General features: G+C 37.8%; 22 protein-coding genes. 17 read left to right on the top strand and 5 right to left on the bottom strand.

What is annotated here, in order from left to right:
- Positions 1–210 (bottom strand): SRPBCC domain-containing protein (locus tag RT445_RS05345; protein WP_313469999.1); only part of this gene is annotated, 210 nt, incomplete at its 3' end.
- A gap of 119 nt (positions 211–329) precedes the next feature.
- Here RT445_RS05345 and RT445_RS05340 point away from each other — a divergent pair.
- Positions 330–695: a YybH family protein gene (locus RT445_RS05340; RefSeq protein ID WP_274794816.1), complete on the top strand. Its 366-nt coding sequence runs from the start codon at positions 330–332 to the stop codon at positions 693–695.
- On the opposite strand, the gene RT445_RS05335 is transcribed toward RT445_RS05340, so the two are convergent.
- Positions 689–1483 carry a sulfite exporter TauE/SafE family protein gene (locus RT445_RS05335; RefSeq protein WP_312506546.1) on the bottom strand — a complete coding sequence of 265 codons (795 nt, stop codon included), beginning with the start codon at positions 1481–1483 and terminating at the stop codon, positions 689–691. The two genes, RT445_RS05340 and RT445_RS05335, sit on opposite strands and share 7 nt — an antisense overlap.
- A gap of 113 nt (positions 1484–1596) precedes the next feature.
- On the opposite strand from RT445_RS05335, the gene RT445_RS05330 reads away from it, so the two are divergent.
- The 12 genes from RT445_RS05330 to RT445_RS05275 all read left to right on the top strand — a co-directional run bounded on the left by RT445_RS05330 (position 1597) and on the right by RT445_RS05275 (position 11200).
- Entirely contained in the window at positions 1597–2406 is an 810-nt protein-coding gene (locus RT445_RS05330; RefSeq protein WP_312506545.1) for an alpha/beta fold hydrolase, read from the top strand.
- Positions 2407–2422: 16 nt separating this feature from the next.
- The gene (locus RT445_RS05325) at positions 2423–2986 is read left to right on the top strand and encodes a nucleotidyltransferase family protein (RefSeq protein WP_312506544.1); all 564 of its coding nucleotides are present in this window, start codon (positions 2423–2425) and stop codon (positions 2984–2986) included.
- Between the two features lie 14 nt (positions 2987–3000).
- Positions 3001–3465, top strand: a complete 465-nt coding sequence (locus RT445_RS05320; RefSeq protein WP_274794814.1) for a DinB family protein — start codon at positions 3001–3003, stop codon at positions 3463–3465.
- A gap of 10 nt (positions 3466–3475) precedes the next feature.
- Entirely contained in the window at positions 3476–4306 is an 831-nt protein-coding gene (locus tag RT445_RS05315) for a helix-turn-helix domain-containing protein (protein ID WP_313469994.1), read from the top strand.
- A gap of 204 nt (positions 4307–4510) precedes the next feature.
- Positions 4511–5482, top strand: coding sequence for an ABC transporter substrate-binding protein (locus tag RT445_RS05310; RefSeq protein WP_274794812.1), 972 nt, complete (start codon positions 4511–4513; stop codon positions 5480–5482).
- 103 nt (positions 5483–5585) lie between these two features.
- Complete coding sequence (locus RT445_RS05305; RefSeq protein WP_274794811.1) at positions 5586–6593, top strand: FecCD family ABC transporter permease; 1008 nt, start codon at positions 5586–5588, stop codon at positions 6591–6593.
- A 34-nt stretch (positions 6594–6627) separates the two neighbouring features.
- Positions 6628–7617: a FecCD family ABC transporter permease gene (locus tag RT445_RS05300; RefSeq protein ID WP_396631753.1), complete on the top strand. Its 990-nt coding sequence runs from the start codon at positions 6628–6630 to the stop codon at positions 7615–7617.
- A gap of 29 nt (positions 7618–7646) precedes the next feature.
- Positions 7647–8429, top strand: coding sequence for an ABC transporter ATP-binding protein (locus RT445_RS05295; RefSeq protein ID WP_274797390.1), 783 nt, complete (start codon positions 7647–7649; stop codon positions 8427–8429).
- A complete protein-coding gene (locus RT445_RS05290) occupies positions 8426–9190 on the top strand; it encodes an alpha/beta hydrolase (protein ID WP_312506542.1) in 765 nt (254 codons plus the stop codon). Before RT445_RS05295 ends, RT445_RS05290 begins: the two co-directional genes overlap by 4 nt.
- 213 nt (positions 9191–9403) lie before the next feature.
- Positions 9404–10054, top strand: a complete 651-nt coding sequence (locus RT445_RS05285; RefSeq protein WP_312506541.1) for a hypothetical protein — start codon at positions 9404–9406, stop codon at positions 10052–10054.
- Between the two features lie 72 nt (positions 10055–10126).
- A complete protein-coding gene (locus RT445_RS05280) occupies positions 10127–10606 on the top strand; it encodes a hypothetical protein (RefSeq protein WP_274794808.1) in 480 nt (159 codons plus the stop codon).
- Positions 10607–10687: 81 nt separating this feature from the next.
- Positions 10688–11200 (top strand): YfiT family bacillithiol transferase, encoded by a 513-nt coding sequence (locus RT445_RS05275; RefSeq protein ID WP_274794807.1) that lies wholly within the window; start codon positions 10688–10690, stop codon positions 11198–11200.
- Positions 11201–11303: 103 nt separating this feature from the next.
- Here the strand turns inward: RT445_RS05275 and RT445_RS05270 are convergent, their stop codons facing one another.
- Both RT445_RS05270 and RT445_RS05265 read right to left on the bottom strand, forming a co-directional pair.
- Positions 11304–11918 (bottom strand): exosporium glycoprotein BclB-related protein, encoded by a 615-nt coding sequence (locus RT445_RS05270; protein ID WP_274794806.1) that lies wholly within the window; start codon positions 11916–11918, stop codon positions 11304–11306.
- 169 nt (positions 11919–12087) lie between these two features.
- Positions 12088–13347 carry a hypothetical protein gene (locus tag RT445_RS05265; protein ID WP_312506540.1) on the bottom strand — a complete coding sequence of 420 codons (1260 nt, stop codon included), beginning with the start codon at positions 13345–13347 and terminating at the stop codon, positions 12088–12090.
- 235 nt (positions 13348–13582) lie between these two features.
- On the opposite strand from RT445_RS05265, the gene RT445_RS05260 reads away from it, so the two are divergent.
- The 4 genes from RT445_RS05260 to RT445_RS05245 all read left to right on the top strand — a co-directional run bounded on the left by RT445_RS05260 (position 13583) and on the right by RT445_RS05245 (position 15958).
- Positions 13583–14233, top strand: coding sequence for a BMQ_0737 family morphogenetic spore coat protein (locus tag RT445_RS05260; RefSeq protein WP_274794804.1), 651 nt, complete (start codon positions 13583–13585; stop codon positions 14231–14233).
- A gap of 141 nt (positions 14234–14374) precedes the next feature.
- A complete protein-coding gene (locus RT445_RS05255; protein WP_274794803.1) occupies positions 14375–14950 on the top strand; it encodes a hypothetical protein in 576 nt (191 codons plus the stop codon).
- On the top strand, positions 14940–15221 hold the full coding sequence (locus RT445_RS05250; protein WP_312506539.1) for a hypothetical protein: 282 nt from the start codon (positions 14940–14942) through the stop codon (positions 15219–15221). The genes RT445_RS05255 and RT445_RS05250 overlap by 11 nt, the downstream gene beginning before the upstream one ends.
- 11 nt (positions 15222–15232) lie before the next feature.
- On the top strand, positions 15233–15958 hold the full coding sequence (locus tag RT445_RS05245) for a hypothetical protein (RefSeq protein ID WP_312506538.1): 726 nt from the start codon (positions 15233–15235) through the stop codon (positions 15956–15958).
- Positions 15959–15966: 8 nt separating this feature from the next.
- Here RT445_RS05245 and RT445_RS05240 read toward each other — a convergent pair.
- Positions 15967–16432 (bottom strand): hypothetical protein (locus RT445_RS05240; protein ID WP_313469985.1); only part of this gene is annotated, 466 nt, incomplete at its 5' end.

Here is a 16432-nt window from a genome sequence, read left to right as displayed (position 1 = left end):
GGCAATTTCCTCATAGGTATCTGTTCCATCGTTCATATTAAAATGTATTTTACCGTGCTGACGTAGGTCAATGATTTCAAGATTACTCATCCACTTTTGTAGGTTTTCATTGGTAGTTATGGCCTTCCAAACAGTGTCAATTGAATGTGGTAGCGGTCTTTTGTACGTTACGACATGACAATCTGAGTGCTTTTTAATAGTAGCTAACATAGCTATCCTCCTAAATACTACGCATAATATATTTTATCTTCATTATAGGCTTTAACAGCAAAATGTCACACGACAATCATTAAAATTTAGGATAATATTGTTAAAAAGGAGGAGAGCTGATGACACATCAACAAGCACTGGAAAGGTATATACAAGCAACAAATACACATGATTTTAATCAAGTAAAGGCAATTTTGCATCCTCAGGCAATTTATTGGTTCTCTGATAAAACATGCACTACTACAGAAGAAATTGAGGCGTACTTTAAGCATGCGTGGAATGTAATCAAAGAGGAAGTTTATTCGGCATCAGATGTAAACTGGATAACAGTTGACGAAAAAACAGCTACCTGTCTTTATACATATCACTATGAAGGCTATCTAAACGGAAAATTTGTAACAGGTAGCGGTAGAGCAACAAATATTTTTACATTCGTTGACGATGAATGGAAGTTAATACACGAACATTTGAGTGGTGCTCAGTAAATGAATGTAAATGCCACTTGGATAATCAATAAAAGAATAATAGTAGTTAGTAATTTTTTGGCTATTTTTAATGGAATACGTGGTAACACTAGAAGACCTAGCTGTGAGCCTATGATTGAGCCAATGGCCATGGCGATCGCATAGTGCCATTGAATAAAGCCAGTATTGTAAAAAATAACAAATGCTCCTGTACAGCTTCCAAAGATGAGGACACGTGTGAGCTGTACAGCTTTTATGTAAGTTTGATGGGAACGTAGATAATGTAAAATACTAAATGTTGAAGAGCCTGGGCCAAAGCCCCCATCATACATAGCGATGAAAAACACTTGCCAAAGACGATGTGTTTTATATTGTGTTCTTACAGGTAGTTCGTTCCATTCTTTATTCTTCAACGTGACGACTAAGGCTAAAATAAGTAGTACGCAGACAATGACATTCATTATTCGATCTGATAGTGATACGGCTAGAAGTGCGCCACAAATCCCTCCTACAATAGCAAGCGTTATATTTTTTATAATAGATGTGACATGTAATTCCTTGTGGTAGAGCAAATAAAAAATGCTGGATAAAGCTGAAATGCCCGTCGAAAATTTATTAGTTGCAATGCTTGTTTGAATTGGTATACCGACAAGCATCATGGCAGGCAGCGTAATTAATCCGCCACCTCCCGCAAGTGTGCCAATAAAGGCCGCTACCATTCCGATACATACGAGTGTTAAAGATATTTTTATATAGAAAAATCCAATTAAGCTAAGTAGTACCAAGAGCAATATAAGCATTCTATTCATAAGCCTCTCCCTTCACTTTAATAGCTTTAGGGTAAAGGGTATTATTGCATAAATCTAATATATTATTTTTGGAAATTTATAAAATAAATTTATAGAAAAAGAGGGGCAATTAGATGAATTACCAAATATATCAATGGGGAAATCCTCAAAATACATCTTTAGTTTTTTTACATGGACTTGGAAGCACAGGCTTAGCATTTGGAGAGGTAGCAACATATTTAACAGAGTATCATGTTATCTCTTTTGACTTACCTGGACATGGTTATAGCACAGCTTTAGAAGAAGAGAAGAATTATCTCCCTTCCAATTTAATTAAAATGATAGAAGAAATAATAAGTACATATTTAAAAAATAAAACCTTTTATTTAATTGGGCATTCCTTTGGAGCAGACTTGGCTATCCACTTTGGAGCAAGATATCCACAACAAATAAAAGGTGTCGTATTACTAGATGGAGGATATATGTCAGGGAAAGATATAGGGACCACTCTAGAAAAGGAATTAAAAGATGTAGAATCCTTTTGTGAAAATGTCCGCTTTCCATCATGGAAGGAATTTTTTAACTCTGAAAAAGAGGAGCTTTCTAGATGGTCCGAGGAGTTGAAAGCAGCTTCAAAAGCACAGGTGAGGGAGCAAAATGGAGAAATTAGACTAACTCTTTCTATCTTCACTGCACAAGCGATGTTAAAAGGTATGAATTTGGAGCCAGTTGATCATGTAGTGAGTATGGTAAAATGCCCCATATTGTTAATACATGCAACGATACCTGCAGAGTTAGATACGATAAGAAAAAATTGTATCCAGAACTTACAAATGAAAATAGGACATTTAAATGTTGAATCAATTGTAGGAGCTGGACATGATATATTCCGAGATGCACCTGAAATGGTAGCGACAAGATTAAAAGTTTGGTGTAAAAGTTAAATTGGAGGCTGACGACTTGAGATTGCTACAAACGGAGGAAGAACTAAAAAATCTAATAGTGGCAGATGATTGGATGATGGAAATTTTATCTACAGTGGAAACATTGCAGCTGCCAGATTGGTGGGTATGTGCAGGGGTCATTCGCTCAAAGGTATGGGATGTCCTTCATGAAAAAGAAGATAGAACACCGATTACTGATATTGATGTGATATATTTTGATAAAGAAAAGGTAGCGGAAAAAATAGAAAAACACTATGAACAGGAACTCAAACAGATATCACCAAATGAGCCATGGTCTGTGAAAAATCAAGCACGAATGCACGTCCTTAATGGAAGTAAACCGTACAAATCTGCTGTTGATGGAATTGCTCATTTCCCTGAAATACCAACGGCTATTGGCGTGAAATTATCAAATGGTTTACTAGAGATTGCTGCACCGTATGGGATTAGACATCTAGGAGCAGGTATTGTAGAGCCGACGCCATTTTTCCTTGAAAATAATTATGAGATTTATCGTCAAAGAATGCATCTTAAACAGTGGCACTTAAGATGGCCAAAGTTAGAAATTAATCTTCAGTAAAGAGGTGAGCTTTATTGCAAAGAGATAAAACCTATGTTATCAACCACTATAAAAAATCAATGGATTGGATAAGCGATTTTAGGTCTCTATCTGAAGTTCAATGGCGTATGCCAATTGAACCTGGGAAATGGTCAGTTGCAGAGGTGATAGGACATCTTCACCCCTGGGATGATTTTGTGTTAAATCAACGCATACCTTTTTTCTTTGTTGATGAACGTCTACCTAAAGGACCAGATGCTGAAAAGCTAAATACGAGTGCAGCCAAGAAAAGTCGGGAACAGCATATGGATCAAACAATCACGGATTTTATTACCTCAAGGAGTCAGCTATTACAAGTTCTTCAGCAATTTACAGATGAGCAATGGCAGCAGACATTTACAATTGGTCAATCAGAGATAATCATTGTTGACTATTTTATCGGGTTAATCAATCATGATTTACATCATTTTTCACAGATTCAGAATGTTATACATGTTTAGGAGTTAGCGTATGGATATCAAATATTTAATTGATTACTTTGCACATGCTTCTGTAAAATTTACGGATGTTTTTACTAAAAGAATGGAACCCGGTGAAGAAGATACAGGAAGAACAACAGCGCCAGGAAAATGTGGCTTAGTTATACCTCTTGCAGGTAGTGCCATCTTTAGCTTTAAAGGAACTCCCTATGTTATGGAGCCGGGAATGATTGTCCATGCAGGTTCCCAGATGCCGATAGAAGTAAAGGTTACCAGTCACAAAGGTTGGGAATATGCAGTTATTCTTTATAGTCTACCTACAGAGGAATCTGCTCTTTTCCCATTAGCAGAGCAACATTTTTCAATCAATACAGGCTTTAACACGCAAATCATTAACATCGTCCAGCAAATAATAGAAAGCTACTCACTTCCAGGAAGTATGGCTATTTTTAAGTCCAAGACTTTATTTATGAATTTGCTAGAAAATATTCTTATAGCGGCAAAAATGAAGGTTTTAGATAGTGCTAGTAAATGGATGGAACAGGCCTTAGAGTATATACATGAGAATTATGCAGAGCAGATTTTGGTGTCAAATATTTCTAAAGAATTTGGAATTGAACGCCGTCGCTTTGCGTATTTATTTGAGCAGCATACAGGTATGAATCCTAGCACCTATATAACGGAATACCGTATACGGCGCGCAAAGGACTTACTAGAATATGCTGAAATTCCTATAGCTGAAATTGCTGAATGTGTAGGGTATGTAGATTGCTTTTATTTTAGTAGAGTCTTTAAAAAATGTACTGGTTTGTCACCTTCAGCTTATCGAAAGATAAAAATGGAGGAAGCTAACTATGTGTAAATGCTGTTTCTTATAAAAAAAGAAGCAGTTTTTTTATTATTTAAATCGGCAAAAATCCATGTCATTTTCGAAATCGTCCATTCACAATCTTTTTTTACTTTGTTAGGATAGTATCCGTAAATGATAATGAATATCAATTGTGTATTGACTTGTTTGTGAAAACGATTATCATTATCAATAAAAGATTGTTAGGAGAGAATTTTTATGAATAAATATTTTAAAATGTGTGCTCCGGCACTTTTAGCACTGTCACTTGCCGCATGTGGGACAGATAAGGCGGAGGAGTCTACGTCAACAACTAATACAAGCGCAACAGAATCGCAGACAGAACAAGCACAAACACAAACAATTACATACTTAGGTGAAAAATATGAGCTTCCAGCACAAGTTAACAATATTGTTGCTGCAAGTCTAGAATCAATGGAAGACGCTGCTATGCTCGGCATTAAGCCAGTAGGTGTACTAGAAGTTGGTGGTAAAGTTCCTGCTTATCTAGCAGCGGATTTTGAAGGTACTACACTTGTAGGAAATAAAATGGAGCCAAATGCGGAAGCCATTCTTAATCTAAATCCTGATGTCATCGTTGGCACTTCGAAATTCCCTGAGGAAACGGCTGAAAAGCTGAACAAAATTCAAACAATGATTCCGTACTCACATATTTCAACAAACTGGAAGGAAAATTTAACATTACTTGCACAATTAGCTGGTAAAGAAGAGGATGCTAAAAAAATCATCTCTGACTATGAAGCTAAAGTTGCTGATGCACAAGTGAAATCAAAGGAACAATTAGCAGATAAGCAAGTATTAATAATCCGTGTTCGTGGTGGTGTAATGTACATTTATCCAGCAGGTGTTTATTTAAATCCAGTCCTCTATGAAGATTTAGGAGCACCCGTCCCAGAAGTGGTCACTACAGCTAAGGCGCAAGCTGAACTATCACTTGAAACATTAGCTCAAGTAAATCCAGATGCGATTTTCTTACAATTCGAGGATTCAGAGAATAAGGATACGCCAAAAGCTTTAGAGGACCTACAAAAGAATCCGATTTTCATGAGCTTGAAGGCAGCGCAAAATAATCAGGTTTTCGTTAATGCAATTGAGCCATTAGCACAAGGTGGTACGGCTTGGTCTAAGGTAAAATTCTTAGATGCTGCAGCTGAAAAATTACTTAAATAGTATAGCAGGCTGGTAGTAGATTTGGTGATGTCACCGGGCTATTACCGGCCTTTTGTTCAGTAACAGTTTGGGTGTGAAAATGGTAAAGAAAAAGGTGTAAAAGTTGAAAAAAATAAACATAGTGTCATTTTCAATATTAGCGGTATTTCCTTTCCTTATTGCCCTTGTGGCACTTGTTTCTATTACGTATGGCACGAAGGATATTAGTGCAATGACAGTATGGCAGGCGATGGCAGCTTTTGATCCTTCGAATGTTGATCATCAAATTATACGGACAGGGCGTATTCCCCGAGTAGCCGCAGTATTGTTAGTAGGAGCTTTTTTGGCAGTAGCCGGAGCAGTTATGCAGGGGATTACACGAAATTATTTAGCTTCACCGTCATTAATGGGCGTTAACGACGGCTCCGCTTTTGTCATAACATTAGCTATCGTCTTTTTCCCCGGACTTCCAAACTATCAAATGATTTTATTATCTATGCTTGGTTCAGCATTGGGAGCCGGCATTGTCTTTGGTTTTGGTTCATTAATTCGCAATGGCCTATCACCAGTAAGGTTAGCGATTATTGGGACGGTCATTGGTACGTTTTTAAGCAGTATTGCTACTGCCATTGCGATGTATTTCCAAGTCTCGCAAACAGTCAGTGCTTGGTATAACACAAAAGTACATATGGTGGACATGGATATGCTTATTCTTTCTATTCCGTTTGGTTTAACAGGATTAGTCCTGGCTTTATTATCTGCGAAAGCCATTACTATTACGTCATTAGGTGAAGATATAGCTATGGGACTTGGGCAGAAAACAAAAGCAGTGCGAATTATTAGTATGCTAGCAGTAGTATGCTTGACTGGAACAGCGGTGGCTCTTGTTGGAAAAATCGCCTTTGTAGGGCTAGTTATCCCACATATTACACGTTTCTTAGTTGGAGTAGATTATCGCTATATCATTCCTTGTGCCGCTGTTATTGGTGCCTTCTTTTTAGCGCTTTGTGATGTCCTTAGTCGCTATGTTAACTATCCATTTGAAACGCCAATTGGAGTCTTAACAGCATTAGTTGGCGTACCCTTCTTCTTATATTTAGTTCGCAAGCACGGAGGTGAAAAACGTGCGTAAAAAAACCTCCAATATTTTTGTTCTAACTATATCAATGCTTATTTTATTAATTTTGCTTGCGAGCTATCTACATATAACAAATGGTGTTTTTGATATGTCTGTCATGGATGTCATTAAAACATTGTTGCGGATTGAGGCAAATCCTAAATTTGATCTAGTCATTTTTGAATTTCGCTTGCCTCGAATTGTTATTGCCGGACTAGTCGGCATTGGCTTAGGTTTGGCAGGGGTTGTCTTACAGGGGATTACACGCAATGGACTAGCGGACCCTGGGATTTTAGGAATTAATGCTGGCGCTGGTGCAGCGGTCGTAATTTTTATGTTCTTCTTTCAATTAAAACTAGTGAGTGCAGATATGAGTAGCTGGTTGTCTATTTTAATGATGCCATTGTTCGGTTTTATCGGTGGTGCGATTGCTGCTATATTGATTTTCTCATTTGCTTTAAAAAATGGTCATCTAGATATGCAGCGTTTAATTTTAACAGGGATAGCGATTAATAGTGGGTTTGGTGCTTTGTCATTATTCTTATCTTTAAAAATGAGTGCTCAAGATTTTGAATCTGCAGCTATATGGATGGCAGGGTCTATCTATAATGCGAATTGGATTTTTGCCCTAACGATGTTACCTTGGCTCTTAGTTTTAGGAATGTATGTGTATAGAAAATCGTATTTACTTGATTATTTTCAGCTTGAAGAGGATAGCATCACAAGTTTAGGAATCGCTGTTGAAAAAGAGAAAATGAAGCTGTTATTAGCTAGTGTTGGGCTTGTTAGTGCCTGTGTATCCGTATCAGGAAGTATTGGCTTCATAGGTTTAATGGCTCCTCATATTGCGAAGCAGCTGGTCGGTATTCAACACCGTTTTGTCATGCCGGTAAGTGCATTGATTGGTGCAGGCTTGTTAATTTTAGCTGATTTTATTGGCAAAACCGTATTTGCACCATCGGAACTGGCTGTTGGAATTGTTGTTTCCATTATTGGGATTCCCTACTTTTTGTATTTACTTGTGAAATCTAAGGCATAGGAGGAAATGATGTGCAAACTGCATTTAGAATGGAAAATTTAGCTTCCGGTTATGAGCAGGTTCGTGTATTTGAAGGCTTAAATTTAACGATAGAAGAGGGCAAGGTGACAACGATTATTGGTCCAAATGGGTGTGGTAAATCAACCCTTCTTAAAACAATTGGACGTATATTAAAAAAGCAGCAAGGCACGGTATACTTGCAAGAGCAAAATATGCAAAATTTATCGACCAAGGATATTGCAAAGAAACTAGCTATTCTATCTCAAACACCTGTTGCACCTGGTCAACTAAAGGTGCAGGAGTTAATTGCCTATGGTCGTTATCCACATCGAAACAATGTCAATCGATTAACAAATAAAGATGAGGAAATGATTGAGTGGGCGTTAACTGTCACAAATACGATGGAATATCGTAATCGAGAGCTTGCACAGCTTTCTGGAGGTCAGCGTCAGCGCGTTTGGTTAGCGATGGCTTTAGCACAAGAAACAAATATTTTACTGTTGGACGAGCCTACTACCTATTTAGATATGGCACATCAGCTAGAAGTGCTGGATATAGTCAAAAGCTTAAATGAGCAGCACGACTGTACAATTGTCATGGTTCTACATGATATTAACCACGCTGCCAGATATTCAGATCATCTTATTGCGATGCAGAAAGGTGTTATTATACAAACCGGAACGCCGCAGGAAATAGTAAGTGCAGAAGTGATGCGTAAAGTATTTCATATTGATGCACGCATTATGGAAGATCCAGTAACGAATACACCTGTATGCTATGGCTATGACATTTTAAAGGAGGGTGACAAATGAAGAGAACTAAAATAGAGCATGCCACACAACAAATAACATCGAAATTAACGGATTATACGTACACGATTAATATCTATGTGCCAAGTGAGGAAGCACCAGAAGAAGGCTTTCCGGTGTTGTATGTACTAGATGGCTCATCTTATTTTAATCTTGTAAAGGAAGCGATACGTTTACAAAGTCGTAATGCACCAAAGACGGGGGTCCTACCAGCTGTTGTTGTAGGCATCGGACATGGCGATGATATGCGTGAAAGAAGATTTTATGATTTTACGGCGCCAGCAGAGGCATATATTTATCCTGCACGATTTAAAGGGAAGGGTCATGAAAAGTTAGGAGGAGCAGTGTATTTTAGCCGCTTTATAGAGGAAGAGCTGAAGCCGACAATTGAGGCCCAATATCCTGTGAATAAAGCACAGGAAGCTTTATTTGGTCATTCCTTAGGAGGTTATTTTACGCTTTGGCAACTGTTTCACCATCAATCTAGCTTCCAAAGCTATCTAGCTATTAGCCCTTCAATTTGGTGGAATGAGCATGAATTAGTACAATGTGCGTCAGTATTTTTGAATGAGCATCAAGAAATGAACGAAACATTGTTTATTAGTGCAGGTGAACTTGAAACCTTTATGGTGGATGATGCGCGCCAAATGGCAACGTTACTAGAAAAAATAATGAATGTTGAGTTTTACGAGGCTTTAGACGAAAATCATGCTTCAATTGTACCAACTGTTATGAGTAGAGCCATACGCTTTATGCATAAATAAACAAATTGGTAGACCGCATTGTCTTTTGATAATGCGGTTATTTTTATGAATATGTATGCTTAATAGGTCATCTTTCTATGATGAATTGAGGTGGAGTAATTTACTCCAGTGCATTAGATCAATTATTAAGATATGCTGTAAGAAAAGAAGAAATGGGAGGGAATCTGGTAAGGTAACAATGGAAAAGAGGCTTTCCAATGAGGAGGAAGGTATTTGAAGAAACGAATTGGCTGTTTGCATGCCCATTATTCCAATATAGAGTACATAGAGCGTACTTTCCAAAATGATGAGGATATGGAATTGCTTCATTTTGTAGATCCTGGAGTCATGCAGCAAGTATCAAAAGGAATGGGTGATGTAGCTCGTAAAGTTAAGGAACAAATCGAATGGATAGCTAGCTGTGATGTGGATGCTATTTTAATAACATATACTAATTATATTGCCTTGTTACAGGATGATGCTACTGTCGATTCATCAATTCCCATAATAAAAATTGATGAGCTATATTTTGAAAGCATATGTAACGTACAACAACCTATAACCATTCTTTTTACAAATCCTATGACCGTTGAAGGAACAATGGCTAGACTTCACCAATATGCTAAGCATCATGAAAAATCAGTAACTGTCGTGGCAAAAGTCATTGAGAATACATTTGACCTCATTATGCAGGGAAAAAAGGAAGCCTACAGTGATGCCATTTTACAGACTCTGCTTTCATTAACTGATGAACAAAGGTTGATCTCTGTAGCGCAGCTTTCAATGGTAGATGCCGCACAACAATTTGAAGAGCAAACAGCTATATCAGTTATCCATCCATTAAAGCCATTAGTAGCTGTTGTTAAAAAATCTCTAGGCATTTAGCATTTTAATTTACTGAATTATCTGTAATAATTTAATAAAGAAAACGGTTTATAAGAAATGGGGGGGGATGTTATGAAACGATTTGTACTGTTATGTGTTCTATTGTTACTCGTAGTAGGCTGTGCAGATAAAGAGAACATAACAATGCCAGAGGGTATACCTGATTTTGTACAGGAAAGTGATTTTTCCTCGATTGATTGGAGTCGTAAAGCAGTTGAGTTCGGCGATAGGGGCATCATTGGTAATGCTAATAAATCGGGAGTCATTGGTGCTGATATGCCAAGCTTAAGTACACAAAAGTGGATGTGGCATCTATGGGGAATGGATGACAGTGGTAGTACAGAGTTAACGGTTGTAGGTTATCATAAAGAATCAAAGGCCATCCAGCCAATTTTAGTAGATGGATGGAGCATTGTGCTTGGTGGGCCAGTAAATGGAGCAGATGCTCATGCACCCTCTAGTGTAAAAATCCCTAAGCCTGGTGAATGGGCTCTCTTGCTGTATACGAATGGGAAATACTTTGATACGTTGATATATGATATTCGTCAATAATTGGCAAGTACCTTTTCTTGTAAGTTATAATACTACCATTTGAATAGCACAGAAAACACAATTGATACGGAGGAGAACAATATGACAGATCTACAATATCCTATTGGACAGTTTCAATTACCAAAAGAGGTTACTTCACAGCAGGTAAAAGAATGGATTGACGACATTCGTTTATTACCGATGCAGCTTGCAGAGGCCTTGAGTGGAGCAAGTGAGCAAGCATTGGCAAAAACCTACCGAGAAAATGGTTGGACAGTTAAACAGCTAGTCCATCATATTGCCGACAGCCACATGAATAGCTATATCCGTTTTAAGCTAGCCCTAACAGAGGACGTCCCAACCATTAAACCATACAATGAAGCGGAATGGGCACAGCTACCAGATTCTGCAATGCCAGTAGCAACTTCTTATAATTTAATAGAAAATTTACATGAACGTTGGGTTTACTTGCTAAGTAACTTAAAAGATGAGCAATTACAACGAGCATTCAATCATCCTGATTCAGGACTGACAACACTGGAGCAAGCAATCGGTTTATATGCTTGGCATGGTAAGCATCATTTGGCACATATTCAGTTTGCTTTGGGGGCATAAAAAATAGGCGATTTCTTGCAAATCGCCTATTATAAGTTCATTCAGTTGATTTCATTTTTTTAAGGATGCTAATACTTTATTAGTAGTTGTGATCTACATTCTCTTATACAATATTGATTCCTGCACTTGCGTTACCAAGAAGAGTCGCAGCAACCCCTGAAGTAGTCAAGGAGAACACCATTACTAAGCGGTCTCCAGTATTTACTGGAACAGATACGTTTGCATTGCCACTTGCAATCGTACCAGCTACTACAGCTGCTAATGGTAATGCTGGTAATAAATCAACAAATGCTGCAGTAGGGCTGAAAACGTTACTTCCTGGAACTGCGCGGTAAATCTGTGCTCTAACTGTCCCTGTTCCTGTTAAAGTTAAAGCAGCAGTTGCTGAAATTGTAGCGGAAATAGATGTAATTGTACCTGGGCGTGGAACATTAAACGCTTCTGTAAGAGTACTTGTTAAATCTATATTAACACCAGTAAGAGCTATCCCTGGAACAGATGTCCCGAAGCCAACAAGACTTACAGTCCCAATTAAACCACCTGCAACAGCTACTAATGCAACAGGGTCAATCCCTGAAGAAAATGGGATAATCGCACCTGTAGCTACCGGTGGAGTAATACATGCAGCATCAATTCCGATAAATGGGCCTAGAGCAGTACATTCACCATTACCATGACCATTACCAGAGCAACCACACATTGAATTATTCAAACACATTTTTACACCCCCTTTCTTCATTATTCTATTCATATGTGAAAGGGGGGGAAGGGCAAATATCTTCATCACCTATAAATTCAATGATTTCTGAAAGTCAGCTTTTATTTGAAACATAAAGACATCCACTATGTATGGTCATACATAGTGGATGTTTTATAGAACGATAAATTTAACTCCATCTTTTAAAGAAATCGAAAAAGGAGTTCTTTCCCTTCTTATTTTCTTCTTCGATCGGCTTACTTACAAGTTCAGACTGTTTACTTTCTTCCTCGATTAGCTCTTTTACAGGTTTGGGCTGCTTACTTTCTTCAATCGGCCTAATTACAGGTTCGGGTTGCTTATTTTCTTCTTCAATCGGCCTAATTACAGGTTCAGGTTGCGCTTCTTCAAGGGATGGATGAATCTCAAAGGCTGTTCCAGCTTGATACCCTTCAACATATTCTTCAGTTTCCAATGAAGGAGAGTGATATGTGTCTACAGGCACTTCTACATTTTCTGAAATGACTTGGTTGATTTGCTCGCTAGGTAGCTCCGATATAGCTTGTTCTAACGACTCATTAGATACTTCTGGCATCTCATGAAGGTTATGTTCACTTTCTGTTTTCACAATCTCGATAGGAGCATCTAAAATTTCCGTCGTTTTAGTACTCTCCGATTCATGAACAGATTGTAAAGGTTCATTCTCGATGTTTTCTTCACTTAAAGTAGGCTGTAATGGATCATAAACACTTACTGGAACTTCCTTTGCATCCGTGGCATTTTTAAAATGGAAGGTGGATTCAACTGTCGTGTTTCTGTATAAGCCATTATATATTTGGCTCGGGTGCGTATTGATTGATTGAAAATATTGCTGATTAAAATGCCGCTCTTCAGGTTTAGTTGCCTGTAGACCATTTGGAGGAGAGGGAGCCCCGGTATTTACATTTGGTTGGTGTTTTTTGGCTTTACCTGCCACACTTTGTAGTAGTCTATAAGATGGCTGTGCTGATGTAATTGTAGTTTGATCTGCTGTTTGTGTCATTCTAGGTTGTCTTGGCAAAAGATTAGAATAAGTTTGAGAAGGCATTTCAATGGAGGAAGGTAAGGTCGTTGTATCATCTCCTTTAACTGGCAATAGTTTATTTAAAATTGATAAAATCTCTTGGTTCATTTCTTCAATGGTTTGATTCAAAGACTCAAGTTGTATTGAAAGAACCCTGATTTGATCCTCATATCCTTTTATATATGAATTTTGTTTAGTATCTAATGTCTCTGTGATCCCCTCTAAGTGGGCCATTTGTGTTTTTAGTCCATCAAATTCCTGCTTCATATAAAGGAAATCTTCAATTGACGTCCCCATTTTTAACGAGGTTAACGATTCTCTATATGTTTCAATTTTTTGCTTTAAATTTTCAATTTCTTGAGTGGTATACAATTTTGATTCTTCCATTGTAGTTCACCCCTTTCAGTCCATTATTAGTTTATTAAAAATATTGACTTTCTGTTACAAATATACCGGTCCTCTCAATATTTTAGTTCTTACCATAAAGAAAGAACTGGATGTAAAAATGATCTTGGCTGATTTTAATAAATATCCAATGTAACTATTTGTTAGCCCATGCACTTATAGCTGAAAAACATATGCTACAAACGAAAGATAAAAATTTTATGGAGGTGTCAAAAGGATGCAAGAGCATATGCCATCCCAGGCGCAGGAACTAATCTGTATAAATGTTGATAAGGTATACGACTGGATTGTAAAAGAAATGTCGTTTGATATTTCGCCTACTGGACCAATTACATTCCCAGGTGTTACAGCAACTACTGACTTAACAGGTGCTATTGTTACTTGTCGAGTAATTCCAGCAGCTACAAATCCAATTGTGATTCTAAACCGTGAGAATCGCCAATTCACTATTGATGGATCAACTGTTTGTCTGCAACATCTAAATGTTCAAAAGAACTTCATTCTAACAATTGTCGTTACTTTACCTAATGGTACTGTTTTCACAAGCACTAACATTCCAGTTTCTCGCTGTGAGCAAGTGACGTTATGTGCGCCTAAGGGAACAGACGTTGAAATTTTATACACAGATTTAGATTGCTTCGTTTGTACAACTGGAACACTTACTGTTGGAACAGGGGCTGCAGCAGGTACAATCACGTTCTCTGCGTTGACAATTACTGTTGCTGTTTGTCAAAGTATTCAATCTACATTCCCAGTTACTGTGGAATTCTTAGCAACTTTCTGCGAACCAAGAGCAGACTTACCATTCTCATGTCCAACTGCGGTTCGTCCACAACAATGCCCTGTTATTTTCCCACCTATGGGTTAATGGTGCTAACAAATAGAAGAAAGTCATATCATGAAGAGAGGGTTATCCTCTCTTTTTTTATTTTGTCGTGTTAGCGAGTCAAGTGGTTCTCTAAGAGTTGAAGAGACGCTTTGTAAGTAAATAACATCAAGGAGGTACGAAGTGACAAAACGTATAGAAGACAAGATACTGGCACTAAAAGAACAAACAAACGCCTATGTTCATGAAATTAAGCAGTTAGTTGAGGAGTTGACAATTCCAAACAGGTTTAACCTCATTAGTTATTTTACAACCTCGTTCAATATTTCCTATATTCCTGAGCAAGAGAGTTTATGTTTAGGCTCCTATCATATTCGCAACATCGGTAGTACAGCTATTACAAACCCCTATTTGTGCATAACGGTACCTAAGGATTCTCCATTTTATTTTTCTGGGAGGTATGTTCATGAAAATTTCACACCAAATTTCAAGACACAAGGGCAAATTAATTGGGAACGGTTTAATGATAAGTTAAGCAAAGAAGAGTATTGGCTGAGACCAGTAGGGAAGACAACAATTGAGCCCAATGAAACCATTTCATTTACTAATTTTCAAATAAAATGGTCCCATAATTTATCGTATTCTGGCACTATTATGGGCTTTACATATTGTGATCAGCTAACAGATGGTATTGTTGTTTTAAATCCTATTAACCTTAATGGTATCGGTCAAGCACAGGAGGATGACAATGAAGGATGATCAAAAGCAAGAGTACAATAGTGTAACTCAACAACTTTTAAAGGAGCAACTCAATCGGCGTAATGAACAAGATAATAGCTTTGCGTTTCTTGAAAAAAGTACATTACATCAATTAATGGCCTATTTGGTCTCAGGTGAAAAGAAAAATACTGGACAAAATGATATCCGAGAACTAGAAGCAAAGTTGATGAAGCAATTAGATGAAATACTAGAGGATAGTAAAGCACAGTTTGAAGAGGTGGTTGATTTGTTAAAAAGTTATTCGGGTTAGGGGGTGTGACGATGGAAAATGATATTGTGAAAAACAATGATCCAATACAGCTCCAACAAATGATTATTTTTTTAAGGGCAGAGTTAGCTAAGTATAAAAATGAAGTAAAAAGACTAAGGGACAGTGATTATTACGCATTGGTACTAAGACTTGAACGAGAGAATGTACAATTAACAAGGCTTAGAAAAGAACTTTCGATGGAGCTTTTAAAGTTGAAGAGAGACTTTGATAAGGAGCTGCAGGCATATGATGAAGAGATTCAAAAGCGAGAAGTCCAAAGAAAAAAACAAATTGCATCAATAGAGTCTTTATTAAAGGAAATCGCTGAATTGCGGGCTGAAAATAAATTATTAAAGGAAAGCCAACAAGTTTCGAATGAAGCTACAATTGATATTGACTATAAAGCGATTGTCGGAGGGCTTGAAAAAAAATTAAACGACTTTACATCAGCAGCAGGTAGTCATATGGAAAAAATGATAGAGGTCTTGGAAAAATCATATAGAGACAAAATAGAAACGGACAGCCTTCATCAACACTTGATAAAAGAGTTGGAGAGGAAAAATTCAGAGATTGAAAGATTATCAAATGAAATGGAAAAGCAAACTAATGATATGAATAAGGAAATGAAAAAGTCCATTCATATTGAGGAGCAAATAGATTACAGATTACGTATACTCGATGAATTAGATCAAAAATTAAACGAGCTGGCATTAGAAATCAATAGAGAGCAGGTATAGCTATGAATTTATACAGACTGTTTCAAAATGTTTACTTTTGAAACAGTCATTTTTATTCTGGAATGGAACCCTCTCAATGCGGTTCTCGAACCGCTCAGAAGGTAGGTGAACCCGCTCAAAGGTAGGGCATAACCACTTGAAAGGATGGTGAACCCGCTCAAAGGTAGGGCATAGCCGCTCGAAAGGATGGTGAACCCGCTCAAAGGTAGGGCATAACCGCTCGAAAGTATGGAGAATCCGCTCAAAGGTAGGGCATAGCCGCTCGAAAGGATGGTGAACCCGCTCAAAGAAAGGTCATAGCCGCTCGAAAGTATGGAGAATCCGCTCAAAGGTAGGGCATAACCGCTCGAAAGGATGGTGAAACCGCTCAAAGAAAGGTCATAACCGCTCGAAAAGAAGATGAACCCGCTCAAAGGTAGGGCATAACCGCTCGAAAGGATGGTGAACCCGCTCAAAGGTAGGGCATAACCGCTC

Origin of the sequence: Lysinibacillus sp., from assembly GCF_032093475.1 — a bacterium.
In the GTDB taxonomy this organism is placed as follows: domain Bacteria; phylum Bacillota; class Bacilli; order Bacillales_A; family Planococcaceae; genus Lysinibacillus; species Lysinibacillus irui.
This window is presented reverse-complemented; position numbering and strand designations above follow the sequence as displayed.

What these genes read in the sequence shown, in the direction of transcription:
- RT445_RS05340 (WP_274794816.1), top strand. Translation starts at nt 330, where the DNA reads ATGACACATCAACAAGCACTGGAAAGGTATATACAAGCAACAAATACA.
- RT445_RS05335 (WP_312506546.1), bottom strand. Translation starts at nt 1,483, where the DNA reads ATGAATAGAATGCTTATATTGCTCTTGGTACTACTTAGCTTAATTGGA.
- RT445_RS05330 (WP_312506545.1), top strand. Translation starts at nt 1,597, where the DNA reads ATGAATTACCAAATATATCAATGGGGAAATCCTCAAAATACATCTTTA.
- RT445_RS05315 (WP_313469994.1), top strand. Translation starts at nt 3,476, where the DNA reads ATGGATATCAAATATTTAATTGATTACTTTGCACATGCTTCTGTAAAA.
- RT445_RS05310 (WP_274794812.1), top strand. Translation starts at nt 4,511, where the DNA reads ATGAATAAATATTTTAAAATGTGTGCTCCGGCACTTTTAGCACTGTCA.
- RT445_RS05300 (WP_396631753.1), top strand. Translation starts at nt 6,628, where the DNA reads ATGCTTATTTTATTAATTTTGCTTGCGAGCTATCTACATATAACAAAT.
- RT445_RS05295 (WP_274797390.1), top strand. Translation starts at nt 7,647, where the DNA reads ATGGAAAATTTAGCTTCCGGTTATGAGCAGGTTCGTGTATTTGAAGGC.
- RT445_RS05290 (WP_312506542.1), top strand. Translation starts at nt 8,426, where the DNA reads ATGAAGAGAACTAAAATAGAGCATGCCACACAACAAATAACATCGAAA.
- RT445_RS05280 (WP_274794808.1), top strand. Translation starts at nt 10,127, where the DNA reads ATGAAACGATTTGTACTGTTATGTGTTCTATTGTTACTCGTAGTAGGC.
- RT445_RS05275 (WP_274794807.1), top strand. Translation starts at nt 10,688, where the DNA reads ATGACAGATCTACAATATCCTATTGGACAGTTTCAATTACCAAAAGAG.
- RT445_RS05270 (WP_274794806.1), bottom strand. Translation starts at nt 11,918, where the DNA reads ATGTGTTTGAATAATTCAATGTGTGGTTGCTCTGGTAATGGTCATGGT.
- RT445_RS05265 (WP_312506540.1), bottom strand. Translation starts at nt 13,347, where the DNA reads ATGGAAGAATCAAAATTGTATACCACTCAAGAAATTGAAAATTTAAAG.
- RT445_RS05260 (WP_274794804.1), top strand. Translation starts at nt 13,583, where the DNA reads ATGCAAGAGCATATGCCATCCCAGGCGCAGGAACTAATCTGTATAAAT.
- RT445_RS05250 (WP_312506539.1), top strand. Translation starts at nt 14,940, where the DNA reads ATGAAGGATGATCAAAAGCAAGAGTACAATAGTGTAACTCAACAACTT.
- RT445_RS05245 (WP_312506538.1), top strand. Translation starts at nt 15,233, where the DNA reads ATGGAAAATGATATTGTGAAAAACAATGATCCAATACAGCTCCAACAA.